This is a genomic window from Paraburkholderia sp. GW821-FHT02A12, assembly GCF_059422005.1.
This window is the reverse complement of record NZ_JBWKWA010000002.1, coordinates 1,080,527-1,098,650: the sequence shown is the minus strand read 5'-3', so window position 1 is coordinate 1,098,650 and position 18,124 is coordinate 1,080,527. Positions and strand designations below refer to the sequence as shown.

Sequence of the window (18,124 nt, the reverse complement as noted above, 5' to 3'; positions counted from 1 at the left end):
TGTTGATATTACCTCTTCAATTGAGTTGTTCGCTATGGAGGTTGTGTGATGCGAAGATTATTCGCAGGCTTAACGTTGTCGGTTGGATCGGTTTGCGCTTGGGCTCAGTCATCGGTATCCGTCTACGGGATCATGGACTCCGGACTCTACTATCAGAGTAAATCCAGCAAAGCCAGTGGCAGCAGTTTTAGCGCGCTCGATGGTGCATGGGCGCCGTCGGTCTGGGGGTTAAGGGGAACGGAGGACCTCGGTGGCGGGTACAGCACAGAGTTTAAACTTGGCAGCGGCTTTTCAACGACAAACGGCGGCTTTGGCAATTCGAATGGCAATCTGTTTGGATGGAACTCGTACGTTGGCGTGAATGGTCCCCTCGGTCAGATACATGCCGGGGTCCAGTTCTCCCCGTTTTTCATGTCCCTCGTCAACGCCGACGCGCGCGGCGGGCCTCAATATGCCAGCCATGTCTCCGTCTATTTTGACCATTTCGGCGGAACAGGATTGTTCGATAGCAATTCGGTTATCTACACGTCGCCGACCATCGGTGGATTGAGCGGATCGGTGGAGTATGCGTTCGGAAACGTCGCTGGAAGTGTCGCGACTGGGCGCCATGTAAGCGCCGCGCTCAATTTCAGCCGCGGGCCTGTCAGTGCAACTCTGGCGTATTTTCAGGCAAACAATCCGAACACATCCGACACGGCATTCATCGGGGAAAACGCCGGAGTTGGCTACGCGATTGGGCCACTAACGTTTCATCTTTCCTACACCAAATATAGAAACCAGCAACTGACCGCCTGCAACGACGTAAATGTTTACGCGGGTGGCCTTCAATGGACCGCTTCACCATTCCTGGTATTCAATGCGGCGGTGTATGTCAACCATGACGTGCGCGACGCGGCAAACGAATCGATCCTGGTCGGCGCTGGCGCACAATACCTGCTCTCGAAGCGCACCACGCTATACACGCAATTGGGTGTGGTCAATAACCGGGGTGCCATGCGTACTTCGATCGCATCGAACGCCCCAGCGTCATTCCTTCCTGGTCAGGGCACAACGACCGGTGTAACTCTCGGCATACAACATCTTTTCTAAGCAGACGTACCTGCTGAAACTAAACTGGGACGGGAGCCTCAACTTCCGTCCTGACGAGGCTCGAAAGCATCTCCCGAATCTGCGCACGCAGCCAGTCAAGGGCGCCTTCGCCCACAGACTTGGCGTGCCAGACGGCCCACGTGGGAAATTTCCCCATCGGCAATGGAACCGGAGCTATCGAAAGGCGGAACTGCTTTGCGTACTTCATGGCAAGGCGGGTCGGCAAGGTACACAGCACCGGCGCAACGCTAGCCATCGCGAGAACTGCAAGATAGTTCGGCGCAGTACATTTAACATTGAGCCTGACGCCGAGGTGCGCTAGGGAGTCTTCGAAACATCCATGGAGCTTGGTGTCGAAGGATGCCAGAACGTGGGGCAGTTCAAGATACGTACCCTCGCTGATAGGGGGCGTCAGGCCAAGCAGGTCGCTGTTGAAGCAACACGAGACAGTCTCATCGAACAACAGCTCTTTGCGGTGCCATGAATCGAACTCGCTGAAACAGCCAATTGCGAGATCGACTTCACCGCTATTCAGTAAGCGACGCGCTTGCGAGCGCTCGGCAACGCCTTGCGTAAGAATGCGAAGGTCAGGTGCAATGCTCTCAAGATGCGCCAACAACGAAGGCAACAGCAGCACCTCGAGTTCGCCAGTGAGCGCGAGACGAAATGTCCGACTCGACGTGGATGGGTCGAAAAGTTCAAAGGACCCCAAAGTTGTCTGCGCTTGCCGGAGGATATCGCTGACGCGTGCGGCCATGGCTGCAGCACGCGCCGTTGGCTCCATTGCCTGTCCGACGCGAACAAAGAGTTCGTCACCAAGCAGCATGCGCAGGGTTGCAAGCGAATGGCTCATCGCTGGTTGCTGCACGCGCAGACGCGCCGCCGCGCGCGTCACGCTTCGCTCCTGAATCAGTGCATCAAACGCTACGAGGAGGTTCAGGTCAAACGTTCGAAGATTGAAATGATCGATGGGCGCCACGATTGATCCCATTTGATTGCCGACAACGAAGTTTGGCCGGTCCGGTTTGCGGTAGGCCAATACGGCCACTACTTTGAAAGCGGTCTCAACATAGCCCGCCAGATTTCGATAGGCAATTGGGTCGACTGTGGAGAACGCTCGCCCCCTCAGACGGCCTCGCCAAACTGTGAAATCGGCAAACGGCCATCTGCAAAGGAGTTTCAAGGCGCCAGTCGTCGGCCTGCCTCCATTGTTGCGGGGATGGAAGAGTGTTTTCGTCCAGAGACGATGTGGCGCGGCTTTGTCGCATTGCCTCGACGGCCGGCTAAAGATGACGTGGTGCTGGGCGTGGTCAGTCGCCGCATCGTCGGATGAGGCGATGGACGGCCGTCTGCGCTCGATGCGTGGCGTGATTCACAATTCCGTCCAGGGCTGCCAAGGCGGATTCAACGCCGGCTTGACACCGGCATCGCGAACACGCGGACCGACTGGCAAACTAAATATCCCGAGGCAGACGTCGCGGCGGTCGTGGAACCCGTCGGCCAGCCTTGGCCGCTTCGGACTTGGCTTTTGCTGTGCGGATTGCCTGATCAAAGTCGCTATCCGTGGACAGGTGTTGATGGTCTACGGATACGAGCCAGCAAGCGCCGGCACGGCACCACCGGATGCGTGAATCTTGCACAAGCAGTGAAAACCAGCGCCAAAGTTCCCCATCCTCGGCGTTGGCCCGCGCCTTTGCTTCACACCGGATTGCTGCCATTGTCCGTAACGCTCCACCCTAGCTCCGCTCCGATTGCCCTTAGGAGTCTAACGCTCGGACTAGTTCGGGGACGTGCATGAACAGGTCGCCCACCAAACCGTAATCGGCGACGTTGAAGATCGGCGCTTCTTCGTCCTTGTTGATCGCGACGATCACCTTTGAGTCCTTCATGCCAGCCAGATGCTGGATCGCACCCGAGATGCCGACCGCCACATACAGCTGCGGCGCGACGATCTTGCCGGTCTGGCCGACCTGATAGTCATTCGGCACGAAGCCCGCGTCGACTGCTGCACGCGATGCGCCCAGCGCTGCGTTCAGCTTGTCCGCCAGCGGTTCGAGTACCTTCGTGTAGTTCTCGCCGCTCCCCAAACCGCGACCACCCGAGACGATGATCTTCGCCGACGTCAATTCCGGACGGTCCAGCTTCGTCACTTCACGGCTGACGAACGACGAGGTGCCGCTGTCCGCTGCCGCTTCGATCTTCTCGACTGATGCGCTGCCGCCTTCGGCTGCCACTGCATCGAAACCGGTCGTGCGGACCGTGATGACCTTGATGGGGTCAGTCGATTGCACGGTGGCGATGGCGTTGCCAGCGTAGATCGGACGCTCGAACGTGTCGGCGCTATCCACTGCGATGATGTCGCTGATCTGCGCGACGTCGAGCTTCGCTGCGATACGCGGCGTGGTGTTCTTGCCGTAAGCGGTGGCTGGCGCGAGGATGTGCGAAAAGTCCTTCGCGATGTTCAGCACCGTTGCTTCGACGTTTTCCGCGAGGCCCGCTTCGAGTTGCGGCGCGTCGGCCAGCAGCACTTTGCTAACGCCGGCAATCTTTGCCGCTGCATCCGCTGCGGCCTGTGCGTTGTGACCTGCGACCAGCACGTGAATATCGCCGCCGATCTTCTGCGCCGCTGCAATCGTGTTCAGCGTCGCGGCCTTGATCGACGCGTTGTCGTGTTCCGCTATTACCAGATTCGTCATTTGTTCCGTCTCCGCGTTTTACTTAAAGCACCTTGGCTTCGGTCTTCAGCTTCTCGACCAGCGTCTTCACGTCCGGCACCTTTACACCGGCGGAGCGCTTCGGCGGCTCGGCGACTTTCAGCGTCTTCAGGCGCGGCGTGACGTCCACACCCAGGTCTTCCGGCTTGATCGTTTCCAGCGGCTTCTTCTTCGCCTTCATGATGTTGGGCAGCGTCACATAGCGCGGCTCGTTCAGGCGCAGGTCGGTCGTAACCACTGCGGGCAAGGTCAGCGACAGCGTTTCCGCACCGCCGTCCACTTCGCGCGACACGGTTGCCTTGCCGTCAGCGACGACAACCTTCGAAGCAAATGTTGCTTGCGGCAGATTAGCCAAAGCAGCCAGCATCTGGCCGGTCTGGTTCGAATCGTCGTCGATCGCCTGCTTGCCGAGGATGATCAGCTGCGGCTGTTCCCTGTCGACCAGCGCCTTCAGCAGCTTGGCCACCGCCAGCGGCTGCAGCTCTTCGCCCGACTCGATCAGGATCGCGCGGTCCGCGCCGATCGCCAGCGCGGTGCGCAGCGTTTCCTGCGCCTGCGTCACACCCGCCGACACGGCGATCACTTCGGTCGCCACGCCCGCTTCCTTCAGACGCACGGCTTCTTCAAGCGCGATTTCGTCGAACGGGTTCATCGACATCTTCACGTTCGCAATGTCGACGCCCGTACTGTCCGACTTCACCCGGACCTTCACGTTGTAGTCGACTACTCTTTTTACACCAACCAAGATTTTCATTTGGGATCTCCAGTCAAGCGTCTGATGAGAGTTCGCGAGCGATGATGAGTCGCTGAACTTCGCTTGTGCCCTCTACGATCTGGAGAACCTTCGCCTCGCCCAGCAGCCCCGAGACCTCGTAGTCCTCGAATACACCGTAACCACCATGCACCTGGAGTGCAATCGCCGCCGCTTCAGACGCGAGTTCGGTTGCGAAGAGTTTCGTCATCGAAGTCTCCATACGAAATGCACGGCCCGCGTCCGTAAGCATTGCGGCATTTCGGATCATCAAGTCTGCCGCGTGTGCCTTGGTCATGACATCGGCGAGAGGAAAAGTCAGGCCTTGATTTTCAAAGATGGGCTTGCCACCAACGCGTCGGCCATTTCCGTAGGACCGTGCGAGGTCAAGACATTTCTTCGTGACACCCAAGCCTGCGGCTCCCACCAGAATTCGCCCGATACTGAGGGTAGTCAGAATCTGCTTCAGTCCATCTCCGCGATTGCCGACCATGTAACTCTTCGGAACCCTGCAGTTGTCAAAGTAGAGCTCGACCGAGTTCGCGATTCGCCAACCAACTTTCGATGCCGCCTTGCCGACCGAAAACCCAGGTGTACCGACGGGGACGATGAACGTTGACAGTCCTTTGGCACCTTTGTCAGGATCGGTCACCGCGATCACGGTGGAAAGCCCATGCATCGGCGTGCCGGCATTCGTCGAAAAAATCTTGGAACCATTGAGAACGAAGAAGTCCCCATCCTCTTCAGCCCGCGTCTTGATGCTTGCGACGTCCGACCCGCCCATCGGTTCGGTAACCCCGAACGACGCGATCATTTCGCCAGCGCAAAGTGGCGCGAGCCACTGCTGCTTAATTTCCGGGGTGCCGTACCGCGAGATGACCGTCATCGGCGCGCTATTGCAAAGATAGATGGCTGCGAAGCCAGGCTCCACTCTTGCGAGCTGTTCGGTGACAAGTGCCGCTCCCTGCACTCCAAAACCACCGCCTCCATACTCGGGATCGTAGGCCGTACCCATAAATCCGAGCTGAGCAAACTGCTTGACCAGATCGGTCGGAAACTGGTGCCGCTCAACGAACTGTCTGACAGATGGCCGAAGCGCTCGCTCCGCAAAATCGGTCACGCTTTCGAGCAGCATTTTTTCGTCTGCGTTCAGATCCATCAACATGAGGTCACCTTGCATTAAATTAGATCAAGCACTGAAAAGAGTCGCGTCCATAACCTTCAGGTCTTGCGCCACCGCTTTTGGCGCAAAGTCCATCTGGCCGAGCACATCGCGCTCAAGGTCCACGCCGGGCGCGATTTCCTGAAGCACCAGGCCATCGCCGTCGACACGGAAGACCGCACGTTCGGTTATCAGCAACGCCGATTGACCACGCTTCTGTACGCCATCTAGTAATGGGTAGGTGATCTGCTCGACGCGCTTCACGAACTTGCGGGACTTACCTTCCCGTTCGATTACCAACCTGTTGCCCTCTGTAGACACTTTCAGACCACCTGTCGTGAACGTGCCAGTGAAGATGAGCCGCCGCGTGTTGGCGGCGATGTCGATAAAGCCACCGGCACCCGGATTAAACGATGCGAACTTGCTGACGTTCACGTGTCCACCCTCGTCGAACTGCGCAAACGCGAGCGCAGCAAAGTCACAGTTTCCTCCGTCAATGAAGTCGAACTGGTATGCGCCATCGAGCAGTGCCTGAGGGAACATGTTTGCGGAGAACTGCCATCCGCTCATCACGACACCACCGAAAACCCCATGCTCCGTGATATGCGGATAGCGCCATATGCCATCGCCGTCGAACTGCCCCGCTTCAGCCATCACTAGAGGAATGTCAGAGGACGCTCCGAAGCCGAAGATGGTGACTTCACCCTCGCGCACCTCCGCAGCGGCTCGCCGGGCAATGATGCGGTCGGCACCGCCTGGACTGGGAGGTAGAGCGCTCGCCGCGTAGTCTCCACCCAGATAACGTTCGTCGAAGGGAACGTCGGTGGTCATCATCGCCTCAGAATCGACTGTCACGTAGTCGACGAGCGGCGAGGGAATGCGCATCTGGTGAGCCTGCAGTTGCCCCCGCGGCACAATCTTCCGGACTTGCGCAACCACTTTGCCACCGGACCCCTTGGCTGCCAGTGCCAAAGCAATCGCCGATGACTGCAGTGGTTCATCGTCGAACGAGAGGTTTCCGTTCTCGTCGGCGGCACTCGCCCGGATAAGGGCAACGTTGATGTCCCAGGAGGGATAGAACAGATATTCCTCGCCGTCAAACTCACGGACCTGCACGAGTTGCTCGCGCGTCGCGGCGTTCAAACGCCCGCCTTCCTGCCGAGGATCGATATAGCTTCCCAGGCCCACCTTCGTCAGGTATCCGGGGCTACGACGGGCGACTTCCCGGAGCCAATGCATCGAAGCTCCGATCGGCCACGCGTATGCCTCGACTTCGTTAGACTGGATCAGACGCATCAGCGCCGGTCGTTGCCCGGTTACGGGATTGACAGGGTTGATGTAGTTGCCGCAGACGATACGCTTCATAAGACCAGGGACCGCTACGTGGTCCATACCGCGAATGCCTTGCGCGTCTCCTGTTCCAACCGGGAAATAGAACGTCAGGTTGCCCGGTCCAGTTTGGTCTCGATAGGCCTTTGCGATTTGCTTAAGCAGGCTGTCGGGAGTCAGCCAGCCAATAACACCTGTGCTAGCGACTACATCGCCATCGCGAATGCAACGAAGGGCTTCAGCGGCCGAACAAACCTTGCTCATTTCGCCCCCCCTTTCCGCTTGCGCTCGAAAGTCTGCTGCGCAGCCGGTTCGCGACAATTCTCGAGAAACAATCGATTAGCTTCGAAATCAATCGCCTCTGCGTCCTTCAGCATCTGGCCCGAGAAGAAGCGCTTTGTCGCCGAGACTGCGGGCGCGGGCAAAGCAGCGAGCTTCTGTGCAGTCGAAAGCGCGAAAGCCTCGACGTCGTTATCGTCGACAGCATAGTCGACCAAGCCGATTTTCTCCGCTTCGACGCCACTCAGTTCTTCAAGGCAGTAGCAAAGCTTGCGCGCCTGAACATTGCCCACTCGTTCAATCAGCGGCTTCAGGCCCCACGGTGTAAGCCAACCGAGCGGCACTTCAGGCATGCTCCACCGCGACATTTGTCCTGCAACGACGATGTCGCAGCATGCGGCCAGTGTAAAACCACCGCCGATCGCAAAACCCGAAACCGCGGCGACGACCGGCTTTGAGATGAATCCAATCAGTCGACCCACGTCGCCGCACGCCTGCTCGAACCGCCCCATCTCTTCAAGCGTGAGGTTTGAGATGAACGCGAGGTCGCTGCCCGCACTGAACCCCCCTGACTGCCCTTTCAGAACCAATGCCTTGACCTCGGGATTGCGATCCGCATCCCAAAGCGACTCGCGCAGCGCATCGACCAAAGCTTGATCCATCGAGTTTCGGCGAGCAAACCGATCGATGGTGAGCACCAGAACCCCGCCTTCCATATGCACGCCCAACACGCGCGTCCCTTCATTTGACATCTTCACGCTCCTTCGCCAAAACCGTTCGCAAATCGCCAGCTAGGTTGTAATATATTACTGATGTACACAAAAGTCATCGGTGTTAACCCATATACGCAAGGATTTGCGCTGGAAAACTCTGCGCTGCATGTGGTACGGTTGCGCTATATAATTCTTGTAATATATTTCAAATGTTTTAGGAGACCGACAATGGCATCTGATCGATACTTCCCGTCATGGGAGACGATTCACCACACTGTGTCCTTCGGAGATGTGCCCGTACTTGCGGAGGTTGACGTATGCGTCGTAGGTGGTGGCGCGGCCGGTGTGGCTGCCGCGACTACTGCAGCCGAAGCTGGTCACTCCGTGATGCTGATCGAACGCTACGGCTTCTGCGGCGGGGCAGCCGTTGCTGGTATGTCCGGCACCATTTGCGGAATGTATCTCGCTAGCGACAAGATCCGTACGCCGGAGCAGGTTGTGTTTGGCTTCACTGAGCGCTTTCGTAAGCGTTTGAGCCAGCGTGGCGGACTCACCGCTCCTCAGATCTACGGCAAGACATGGACTGTCACCCATGATCCGCTCGTGTGGCGCGAATCGGCCGATCAGTTCCTGAATGAGGCCGGGGTCCGCATCCTGTACCACACCGTCGTAACCGGCGTGCTCATCGACCAAGGGGCTTATCGGGGCCTGCTGGTCGAATCGTCCGCTGGCCGTAGTCAGATCCACGCGAAAGTCGTGGTCGACGCATCGGGCGACGCGTCTGTCGTTGCTCGGGCGGCCGGCAGCTACACATTCGGGGACAACGGCAAGATTCAGAATCCGACGATGTTCTTCCGCCTGGGCAACGTTGACACAAAGCGGTTTGCCGAGGCTTGGGGAGCTGATACGATTTGCTCACCAGAAATCAGCGAACGCATCCGCGATGGAAACGCACAGGGGCGGTACACGTTGCCGCGCGAAAAAATCTGGGTGTTCCCGACTCCCCGTCAGAACGAACTGCTCGTAAACGCCACGCGACTTCAGGCAAAAGACGGGAGGATGCTGAACGTCATCGACCCCGAAGACTTCACACAGGCAGAAGTTCTCGGCCGTCAGCAGGTCCGGGAATATGCGAAGTTTTTTGTAGAAAACGTCGTAGGGTGCGAGGACAGCTACGTGATTGATACTGGAGTTGAGGCCGGTATCCGACAAACGCGCTCCATCGTTGGTGTGGAAACGCTGCGCAATACAGATGTGCTTGACTGCCGCAAGCGTCCCGATGGAATTTGCCGCGTACCTTGGCCCATCGAACTCCACGTCGGCGAGCGTCCCAAACTTCACTGGTTGCTTGACGACTATTATGAGGTGCCGTTTCAGGCGATGGTTCCTGCGGTAGGCGAGAACATTTTGGTTGCAGGTCGCTGTCTGAGCGCGGAGCATGAAGCCCTTGCCTCGGCTCGGGTCACAGCGCAGTGCTTTGAGTACGGGCAAGCCGCAGGCCTTGCCGCCGCGTATTCAATTGAAAACCGACTGCAGGTTCGCGATATTTCAGGTGAGACCGTGCGCGACCTCATGCGATCGCACGGAAGCGCTCTTTAGCCTCATCCCCGACCTACTTCCCGCATGAAAACCATGCGGGTGAAATTTTCGATGTTCTCCATCAATGCCATTGCGGCCTTTGCAGCCAGGTCCGAATCGCCCATAGCGACTGCGCGCGCACGATCCGCGTGCAGTCGCGAAACTTCGGAAAGGTTCGCAAGTTCATCGTGGTACATGTAGTAAAAGCGTCGGGAGAGCCCAAACAGCGGTGCTATGGCCGCCGCCACGAAGGGATTGCGAGCGCATTCGGCGATGTACTGGTTGGCAACGAAGACTGTGCGCAGGTATGCATGAACGTCATCGCGCTTGACTGCATCTTCAAATGCTTTTGCCATTTCAAGGAGCTGATTGCGCTCGGCGGGCAGAGCGCGTTTTGCAGCCCAGGACGAAATGAGACGTTCAAGGTCCGAACGCAGTTCGACGACTTGCAATTGCTCGTAGAGATCAATTTTCGACACGCGAACGCCATGCCGCGGCACCGTCTCCAGAAGACGACATGCTTCCAGCCGCTTGACTGCCTCTCGCACCGGCGTGCGCCCGATTCCGACGAGATCGCTCAGAGCGAATTCGCTGAAAGTGCTACCAGGCGGAAGCTCGAGCGTGACGATTAGCTCTTCCAGCTTGCGGTGAGCCTGGTCAGCGAGTGACGGGTTTGACTTTGGAACTTGCAACATTTTTCCCTCGAAATGGCGAGCTCGTAGGCAGCGCATCCATGAAATATATCAGAAGTTTTTTTCAGGATGGCTACACAGCTGGACTTGCATAAGGGTTTTCTACCATGTCGTCGGCCATTCGCCGCGTAATATATTACTGATGTCCATAAGGATTCTTGTTTGACGCCGCTCTGATGTCGTCGACCAGGACGATTTTCTGTTTATATTGTCTAGGAAACCTAAGTATGAAAGCTGAAAATTTCACTGGAGCGGTCAATGTCGCGGGGCGCCTCGAACGGCTCCCGATGACCGGCTATCAGCGCGGCATTTTTCTTATCATTGCCACGGCGTGGCTGTTCGATTCGATGGATCTTGCCGCTATGACGTTCGTCCTCGGCTCGATCAAAGCGGAATTCGGAGTGACCACCGCGCAAGCGGGGCTGGCTGCCAGTTCCAGCTTCCTCGGTATGTTCGTCGGCGCAGCGCTCGCCGGTGTCGTTTCCGATCGGATCGGCCGGAAACCGGTGTTCCAGGTAAGCATGATCATCTGGGGAGTGGGAAGCTTGCTCTGCGGTCTCTCGCATAGCTTCAATCAACTGGTCGGCGCGCGGGTGCTTTTGGGCGTTGGTATGGGTATGGAACTGCCGATCGCTCTCGCGATGGTTTCGGAGTTCCTGCCGACCCAGTATCGCGGGAAGTACAGCGCCATTCTGGAAGGCTTCCTGCCAGTCGGTTTCGTGGTGGCGGGCGTCTTAATCTATTTCCTTCTGCCCGAAATCGGCTGGCGCGGCGTGTTCATCGCATTCGCGATCCCATCCGCATTTTTGCTCATCATTCGCCGTCTGGTTCCTGAATCGCCACGATGGCTTGAGGCAGTGGGCCGCAACGTTGAGGCTGAGAAAGTGGTTGCGTCCATTGAAAACAAGGTTCGCCGCGCCACCGGCACCGAGTTGCCCTCCATTCCGAAAGTCGCGGCTGTCGGCGAAACGACGAAGCGAGGCGTGTTTGCCATCTTTGCCGAGCTATGGCGAGCTCCGTATGCTGTGCGCACTCTGATGCTCTGGGTTGTCTGGTTCTTTACCCTGCTCGGATATTATGGGTTGACGTCCTGGCTGGGCGCCCTGCTCCAGGCTGCTGGTTATCAGGCAACAAAGTCCGTCTTTTATACGATTATCATCTCCACGGCAGGTATTCCAGGCTTCTTCTTCGCAGCGTGGTTGCTGGAGTCCTGGGGCCGAAAGAAGGCTGCGATTTTCATGCTGCTAGGTAGCGCGTTGACCGCGTATATCTATGGACAATGCGCCGCTCTGCACCTGCCCATTGCTCAGGTCGTAATGGCTGGTCTCGCCATGCAGTTCTTTTTCTTCGGCATGTGGTGCGTAATCTACGCCTACACTCCTGAGCTTTATCCAACACGCGCGCGCGCAACGGGTTCAGGCATGGCCTCTTCTGTTGGCCGGCTTGGCTCCATCATTGGTCCGTATGCTATTGGAGTAGCTCTTCCGGTTACCGGACAAAGCGGCGTCTTCGCCATGGGGGCCATCTGTTTCCTCATCTCAGCAGTGACCATCGCCGTATTAGGCCAGGAAACCAAAGGAGTCACTCTTGAAGAGGTTTCTAGCTAACGCGTGAGGCCGAGTTCAGGCATTATCTCGCACACGGTGCCGCACACTAGATGCTATGGGAGGGCTGTGAAAGTAAGCCCGCTGGAGTAAAACGGGATTTCCAGACTCGTTTTCTCCGAAGGAGCATGCAAATGAATGAGTCCAACACAGCCCTTCAGGGGCAGGACACGACGGTGGCCGCCCGGCTGTACATGGTTTTTGAGCTCGGCGAGAAGAACTGGAAGCTGTCGCTGGGCGACGGCGTACGCGCGCCGAGCCGGTGTACGGTAGCCGCAGGTGATACCACGGCGCTCCTCAGCGCCATCGCGAGCCTGTCAGAATTTTAGTGTGCCGAGGTCATGAGACGATAACGGAAACAACGTCCTATGACCGAAGCAACTGTGACTAAGAAGATCAAGAACCCGAAGGCGCCGAAGCTGTTCCCCGATGAACTGATCGATCAACTGCTGGCGCAGATTCAGAACAAGGATGCGGAGTCGGTTCTCGGCGAATCGGGCCTGGCCGGGCAACTGAAGAAGCAACTGGCTGAGCGCATGCTGGCGGCGGAGCTAACGCATCACCTGGAGAACGAGGCGGAGCAAGGCAAGGCCGGCAACCACCGCAACGGCACGAGCCGCAAGACGGTCATCACGCCCAACGGCGAACTGAATCTGGACATTCCGCGTGACCGGCAGGCGACATTCGAGCCGCAACTGGTGGGCAAATATCAGCGCCGGCTGCCGGGTTTCGACGATCACGTCATCAGCATGTACGCGCGCGGCATGAGCGTGCGCGAGATCCAAGGCCATTTGCTGGAACTGTATGGCCTGCAGGTGTCGCCCGATCTGATTTCGACTGTCACCGATGAGGTGCTGGCCGAGGTCGAACAGTGGCAGCAACGCCCGCTTGAGGCAATGTATCCGATCGTGTATTTCGACGCACTTCGGCTGAAGATCCGCGACGAAGGCACGGTCAGGAACAAGGCGGTGTATCTGGCGCTGGGCATTCGCGCCGACGGCCGCAAGGAAGTGCTGGGTTTGTGGATCGAGCAAACCGAGGGAGCCAAGTTCTGGCTGAAGGTCTTCAACGAACTGAAGAACCGTGGCTTGCACGACATCCTGATCGCCGTCGTCGATGGCTTGCGCGGTTTCCCCGAGGCGATCGAAGCGGTGTATCCAGCCGCGCAGATCCAGACGTGCATCGTGCACCTGATCCGCAATTCGCTGAATCTGGCGAGCTGGAAGGACCGTAAGCCGCTGGCAACCGCGCTCAAGCCGATCTATCAGGCTGCCACGGCCGAAGCGGCGGCAGTCGCCCTGCAAGCCTTCTCTCAAGGCGAGTGGGGGCGCAAATTCCCCACCGTGGCCGCGATGTGGCAGCGCCAATGGGAGCAAGTCATCCCGTTCTTCGCCTATCCGCCGGAAGTACGCAAGATCATATACACGACCAACGCGATCGAGAGCATGCATATGCAGCTGCGAAAGATCGTCAAGAACCGCGGTCACTTCCCCAGCGACGAAGCCGCCAGCAAACTGCTGTACCTGGCCTTGCGCAACATCGAAAAGGATTGGAAGATGCCACCTATTACCTGGCGGCAAGCAGTCAATCAGTTCGCCATTCTGTTCGGCGAGCGCTTCACCGCCGCCATCAGCTGAGATTTTTAACCGACCTCAGCACACAAAATTCCTGACACCTCCTTCGAATCACACCGCGCGGCCGAAGCCGGCTCTTGGGCTATCTGCCCCAAGACTGGTTCCGCGCCCAACCCAAAGTCAGTTCTCTTCAGAGTGAGCGCTCGGAACCTCCGCGTTACCTCATTTAGCGAAGCCACCGCTTTTGCCGCGAAGTTAGTCAACCGGTTTTACCTAATCAACTCTGTTTTACCTCGGGCGCGGGGATATATATATCGCGCCAGCGCGGATCATCGAACGTCGTCGCCGCACGCCCGGACTGGCGGACAAGCGCCATACGAGTGCCACGCCGGTTTGCCGCGATAAGCGGGTTTATCGCGGCAACGTTCCTTATTCCCGGCCCGAAAACGGTTTTCTGGCGTTAGCACTGTGCGTAATCTAGACTGAAATTTCCCGTCTGCGCCCGCTGGTATCGGCCTTTCCTCCCCGGGTGCGCTGGAGTCCTGCCATGTCCCGCCCCGCCGCCATCTCCCCCGACCAGATCCGCACCGCCGTCCTGGCGATGCTCGCCGAGGCGGAGATGGACCCCGCCCACCCGCCGCCCACCCCTGAGCGCTTCCGCAAGGTGGTCTCGGTCCGCAAACTGCGCGCGCGGCTCGGTGCGGGCGACCCGACGATGCTGTCGCGCGTGCTGAACACGATCGAAGCCGAAGTGGTGCGCGCCGGTCTCGCGCAGGTCGCGATGCCCGGGCTGCCCGACGCGATCGCCGAACAGATGCGCGCACTCTGGCAGGCAGCGGTGACCGTCCAGCTCGGCGAGGTGGTGCAGATGAAGGCAGAGGCTGCACAGGCCGCAGAAGCGGCCGACACGGCGCGGCGGGACGCCGACCTCCGCGTCGAACTGCTGCGGGTGGAACTGGCCGACCTGCGTGACCAGCTCTCGGCGCGCGACACGGCCCTCGCCACCGTGCGGGCGGAATTCCGTGCCGCCTCTGACAAGATGACCGAATCCGAAACGACGGCCGCGGACCTGCGCGCCGCGCTGGTATCCGCGAACGCTGAGCTCGCGACGGCGAATGCTGAACACGCAGTGGCGGTTGACGCGATTCACACCCGTTACGAAGGGCTGTCGCGGCAATTGCTGCAGGAAACCGAACACCAGCGGCATGCGCTGCAGGTGGAGCGCGAGCGGCTGTCCGGCCAGATCGCGCAGGCCCAGGAGCGGGTGGCCGCACTTGAGGGGTTACGCGACCGGCTGCTGGCCGAACTCACCAGCGAGCGCAACGCGCACCAGCATGCCGCCGCCGAAGCCGCGGCACTGGCCACGGTCGCCGCTGAGCACCGCGCCCTGCTGCAGGCCGTGCACGCCACTACCCGCCACCCGGCGAAGCCTGCACCCGTCCGGCACCGCAGGACCCCGGCCGCGTCGACACCGGCGGCGACGCCCTCCCCGGCCGCCCCCTCAGCGCGGAGCAAGACGCGATGAACCCGGCCCGGTGGATCGATACCGCGGCGTCGCCGCCGCAGCCGCTGCCGGATTCGATCGAGGCAGCGCTCGACTACCTCGCCGGCGCGACCGGCCACCCGGTCTACACCCGCTGGACGCTGTCGCGGCTCAAGCGCGGCTGTCCGTCGCTCGCCGACGCGAAACGCGAGCACCCCGCCGTGTTCGCGCTGCTGCTCGAGCACGAGGCCGCCGTCGAGTACTGGGACCGCGGGCGCCTGCGGATTGTCACGGCGGACAATGCGCCTGCGCCCGAAACCATTCTGGAACGCGTGCTGCACCAGCACCGGCGCCGTTTCCACGAGGTCGCTGACAGCACCGCGCTGGTGCCTGCGCGCGCCGCAGTGCCGCCCGCCGCCACGGCCGTCTGGCTCGCGGCGCTCGAACCGCCTCACACCGTCGCCGCGCGTGTCGACCATGTCTCCAGCGCCACCGCCAGTGGATGGCTCGCGCGGGCGGGCCGCTTCGTCAATCCGTCGGTGGTCACGAACACCCTCGGCGTCGCCGACGATGCCCAAGCGGTGATCCTCTTCCTGCGCGATCGCGCCAGCCGTTCGCCAAACACGCGGCGCGCATACCTCGCTGACCTGAAGCGCCTGATTGCCTGGTGCGAGCGCGAGCAGCTCGGGCCCCTGTCGGACCTCACGCGTCACGACCTGCTCGCCTACCGCCGCGAGGTCGAACTCCAGCCCGCGCACGGCCCCGCCACCGGTGAAGCAACGCTCCCCGGCAGCCGCCAGCCGGCCCGTCGCGGCCATCGGGTTGCCACGGGCATCACACGCCAGCACTCCGCGGCGGTACCGGCCCGTGCGCTCGCGGTGGTGTCGAGCCTGTTCCGCTACTGGCTCAAGACCGGCTACCTGATCGCGAATCCGGCCGCCGATCTGTCAGGGGGCGGTGCCGCCCGCGCGGCCTGGACGCCCACCCGCATCATCCCGGCCCGCGTGGTCGCGCTGTGCGACGCGGTCGTCGCCGGTGCGGCCCCCGCGGACCAGGCACCGCTCCTAAGGGCGCGCCGGTGCGCGATCTGGTCGCTGTACCGCTACGGCGGGGTCCGGCTCGCGGAACTGGTGTGGTCCGAATCCCGGGGGCTGCCGCGGCTGGATGTGGACGCCGACACAGACACTGACAGCCACTGGACCCTGCACGTCCTCGGTAAGGGCGGCAAGCTGCGGGCCATTCCCCTCCCGGCCGTCTGTGTGCCGCCACTACGTGCATACCGGCTCGCCCGGGGCCTCACGCCCGAACCCGGCGCGTTCGAACGGCTGCCGCCCATTCACAGCGAGAAGCGCGACGCGCTCGGGTCGAGCGGCCTCTATGACGAGGTCAAGGCGGTCTTTCATGCGGCGGAAGAGCGCGTCGCGCCCGGTGACGGCGTGACGCTCGCGATGCTGCGCGCGGCGTCCACCCACTGGCTCCGGCACGGCTACGCGCACACGCTGGTGGTCGACCACGCGGTGCCGCTGCCGGTCGCGCAGCAGCTGCTCGGGCACGCGTCCGTGCAGACAACCGCGGCGTATGCGAAGAGCGATCTCGCGCAGGCGCGTGCGTTTGTGGAGGGGAGTTTTCCTGCTTCCAATTACACCCATTCTTAGATCCAAAGAATATCGATCGATGTGGATGTAGTAGAACAATTGCGACTCTCGACTCAAAACGACTCATGAAACGCTCGCTAGCAGCTTTGGCCGGATTTTTCCGCAATTACCGATAGAGTCGGCGCATCAAATCTAAAACTGATCACGCGATATCGCATAGGTACTGTCCAAGGCTTGCGGCCCGGCTGCGGTGCTAAAAAGCAGGAGCGTCGATTGGTCACTCGACATAGTCGATACCTAATTCCCCAGCGATGGGCGCGAGTGTTTTGTTCACCGAATATCATCCACAAATCGCTACGCATCAGGACCCGTGGTAGGGCCATGCCACGTCGCAGGGTCCCGTTTGCAATCACCTGCCAGCTCACCTCGACAGTTTGATCCTTCAGAAAATCAGCAAGATACTTGATCTCGTGTTCCGAAACACATGTCACCCTGACGCGCGAATGCCAAAGGCGCACGAACCGGACGAACATTTCCCAAAAGTCGCGGACTATCAGGGTTAGGACGTCGGTACCCTTCGCCATCTGGCTTTCGTGTGCGTGAGAAATCATCGCGTCATAGGCCACGCCGTACTGCACCAAATCGCCAACCGCCTGTGCGCGCGCAAGGCAAAAGACGGTCAGGTTTGCTGCAGTCCAAATTGTTGGCGCGCCGTGCACACCGGATTGGCAAAGCTCAAAGTAGTAGCAGCAGGTACCGAATTCGGTCGTTGGATCGTCCGGTACCGAAACGCCCATCGACTCGACCCTCTTCCGAAGCATCTCCAGTTCCTTGAGAGACCAATGATCGCCTTTTGCAATCTCCCAGATAGGCGCATCGAATAGCGTGGCGATGAGGTCAGTGTGTTTCGCGAGATGCTCGAGACAAGCCGAGACAATGCCGTTCTTACGTTTTTCGGAGTCGCTGAACGATGACGCGTAGTCCCGCAGGCGCGCGTACCGTTGCTTGACGGTATTGAACGACTCGCCATTTCCGCAGAATCTACGGGCGATGGCGCCTGGGGTCGCCTTACCTGCCAAGCGGGCGGCGAGGCAATACAGGAGTCGCGCCCTGATATGGTCAAGGTAGATATCCCTGCTCATTTGACACAACAGCGTGGGCCCGAGCCACTCAAAATACAAGTAATGCCCATCTTCCGTTAAGTCAAGAGCCGCCGGTTCGAAATGACATGCCATCGCTCAATCCCCATCGGCGATACAAATTCACCGCCAAATTTGTAGCGTGCACTTCTCGCCCAAAATTACTAGGCTACTGAACGGTACATCAAGCGACAAGCAGCGACTTCAACTGCAAAGAGATTTAAGTATGAAACGCAGCGAATGTCAGGACCACAGCTTCGAATCGTTCATCCGGACGCAGGGCCCACTGCTTGGCGGCGCGAAATTATGGCAGACGCTGGGTTACTCAAGTTCCCGCGCCTTCTGCAAGGCAGTGGAGCGCAATACAGTTCCCGTCCCGACATTCAGCATCCCTCATCGCCGGGGCCGTTTCGCTCGCACGC

15 protein-coding genes are annotated in these 18,124 nt (G+C 59.6%); 7 read left to right on the top strand and 8 right to left on the bottom strand.

Annotated features, from left to right (window positions below; genetic code table 11):
* Window positions 1-48: 48 nt before the first annotated feature.
* Window positions 49-1,089 (top strand): porin, encoded by a 1,041-nt coding sequence (locus AC07WT_RS26310; RefSeq protein WP_492591377.1) that lies wholly within the window; start codon window positions 49-51, stop codon window positions 1,087-1,089.
* A gap of 19 nt (window positions 1,090-1,108) precedes the next feature.
* Here the strand turns inward: AC07WT_RS26310 and AC07WT_RS26305 are convergent, their stop codons facing one another.
* The 6 genes from AC07WT_RS26305 to AC07WT_RS26280 all read right to left on the bottom strand — a co-directional run bounded on the left by AC07WT_RS26305 (window position 1,109) and on the right by AC07WT_RS26280 (window position 8,076).
* A complete protein-coding gene (locus tag AC07WT_RS26305) occupies window positions 1,109-2,272 on the bottom strand; it encodes a LysR family transcriptional regulator (protein ID WP_492591378.1) in 1,164 nt (387 codons plus the stop codon).
* Between the two features lie 574 nt (window positions 2,273-2,846).
* Complete coding sequence (locus AC07WT_RS26300; RefSeq protein WP_494949185.1) at window positions 2,847-3,785, bottom strand: electron transfer flavoprotein subunit alpha/FixB family protein; 939 nt, start codon at window positions 3,783-3,785, stop codon at window positions 2,847-2,849.
* A 22-nt stretch (window positions 3,786-3,807) separates the two neighbouring features.
* Window positions 3,808-4,557, bottom strand: a complete 750-nt coding sequence (locus tag AC07WT_RS26295; protein ID WP_494949184.1) for an electron transfer flavoprotein subunit beta/FixA family protein — start codon at window positions 4,555-4,557, stop codon at window positions 3,808-3,810.
* Window positions 4,558-4,570: 13 nt separating this feature from the next.
* Window positions 4,571-5,719 carry an acyl-CoA dehydrogenase family protein gene (locus tag AC07WT_RS26290; protein ID WP_494949183.1) on the bottom strand — a complete coding sequence of 383 codons (1,149 nt, stop codon included), beginning with the start codon at window positions 5,717-5,719 and terminating at the stop codon, window positions 4,571-4,573.
* A 24-nt stretch (window positions 5,720-5,743) separates the two neighbouring features.
* Window positions 5,744-7,309 carry an acyl CoA:acetate/3-ketoacid CoA transferase gene (locus AC07WT_RS26285; RefSeq protein ID WP_492591382.1) on the bottom strand — a complete coding sequence of 522 codons (1,566 nt, stop codon included), beginning with the start codon at window positions 7,307-7,309 and terminating at the stop codon, window positions 5,744-5,746.
* The gene (locus tag AC07WT_RS26280) at window positions 7,306-8,076 is read right to left on the bottom strand and encodes an enoyl-CoA hydratase/isomerase family protein (RefSeq protein ID WP_492591383.1); all 771 of its coding nucleotides are present in this window, start codon (window positions 8,074-8,076) and stop codon (window positions 7,306-7,308) included. Before AC07WT_RS26280 ends, AC07WT_RS26285 begins: the two co-directional genes overlap by 4 nt.
* Window positions 8,077-8,313: 237 nt before the next feature.
* Here AC07WT_RS26280 and AC07WT_RS26275 point away from each other — a divergent pair, with 237 nt between their 5' ends.
* Window positions 8,314-9,636, top strand: coding sequence for an FAD-dependent oxidoreductase (locus AC07WT_RS26275; protein ID WP_494951047.1), 1,323 nt, complete (start codon window positions 8,314-8,316; stop codon window positions 9,634-9,636).
* 2 nt (window positions 9,637-9,638) lie between these two features.
* On the opposite strand, the gene AC07WT_RS26270 is transcribed toward AC07WT_RS26275, so the two are convergent.
* Window positions 9,639-10,310 (bottom strand): GntR family transcriptional regulator, encoded by a 672-nt coding sequence (locus AC07WT_RS26270; RefSeq protein WP_494949182.1) that lies wholly within the window; start codon window positions 10,308-10,310, stop codon window positions 9,639-9,641.
* Window positions 10,311-10,534: 224 nt separating this feature from the next.
* Here AC07WT_RS26270 and AC07WT_RS26265 point away from each other — a divergent pair, with 224 nt between their 5' ends.
* The 5 genes from AC07WT_RS26265 to AC07WT_RS26245 all read left to right on the top strand — a co-directional run bounded on the left by AC07WT_RS26265 (window position 10,535) and on the right by AC07WT_RS26245 (window position 16,623).
* Window positions 10,535-11,914: an MFS transporter gene (locus AC07WT_RS26265; protein ID WP_494949181.1), complete on the top strand. Its 1,380-nt coding sequence runs from the start codon at window positions 10,535-10,537 to the stop codon at window positions 11,912-11,914.
* 131 nt (window positions 11,915-12,045) lie between these two features.
* On the top strand, window positions 12,046-12,240 hold the full coding sequence (locus AC07WT_RS26260; protein ID WP_494949180.1) for a hypothetical protein: 195 nt from the start codon (window positions 12,046-12,048) through the stop codon (window positions 12,238-12,240).
* A gap of 39 nt (window positions 12,241-12,279) precedes the next feature.
* Entirely contained in the window at window positions 12,280-13,548 is a 1,269-nt protein-coding gene (locus AC07WT_RS26255) for an IS256 family transposase (RefSeq protein WP_492596521.1), read from the top strand.
* A 484-nt stretch (window positions 13,549-14,032) separates the two neighbouring features.
* Complete coding sequence (locus AC07WT_RS26250) at window positions 14,033-15,010, top strand: DNA-binding protein (protein ID WP_494949179.1); 978 nt, start codon at window positions 14,033-14,035, stop codon at window positions 15,008-15,010.
* Window positions 15,007-16,623 (top strand): tyrosine-type recombinase/integrase, encoded by a 1,617-nt coding sequence (locus AC07WT_RS26245; RefSeq protein ID WP_494949178.1) that lies wholly within the window; start codon window positions 15,007-15,009, stop codon window positions 16,621-16,623. The genes AC07WT_RS26250 and AC07WT_RS26245 overlap by 4 nt, the downstream gene beginning before the upstream one ends.
* A gap of 77 nt (window positions 16,624-16,700) precedes the next feature.
* Here the strand turns inward: AC07WT_RS26245 and AC07WT_RS26240 are convergent, their stop codons facing one another.
* Window positions 16,701-17,798, bottom strand: a complete 1,098-nt coding sequence (locus AC07WT_RS26240; protein ID WP_494949177.1) for a hypothetical protein — start codon at window positions 17,796-17,798, stop codon at window positions 16,701-16,703.
* Between the last annotated feature and the right edge of the window lie 326 nt (window positions 17,799-18,124).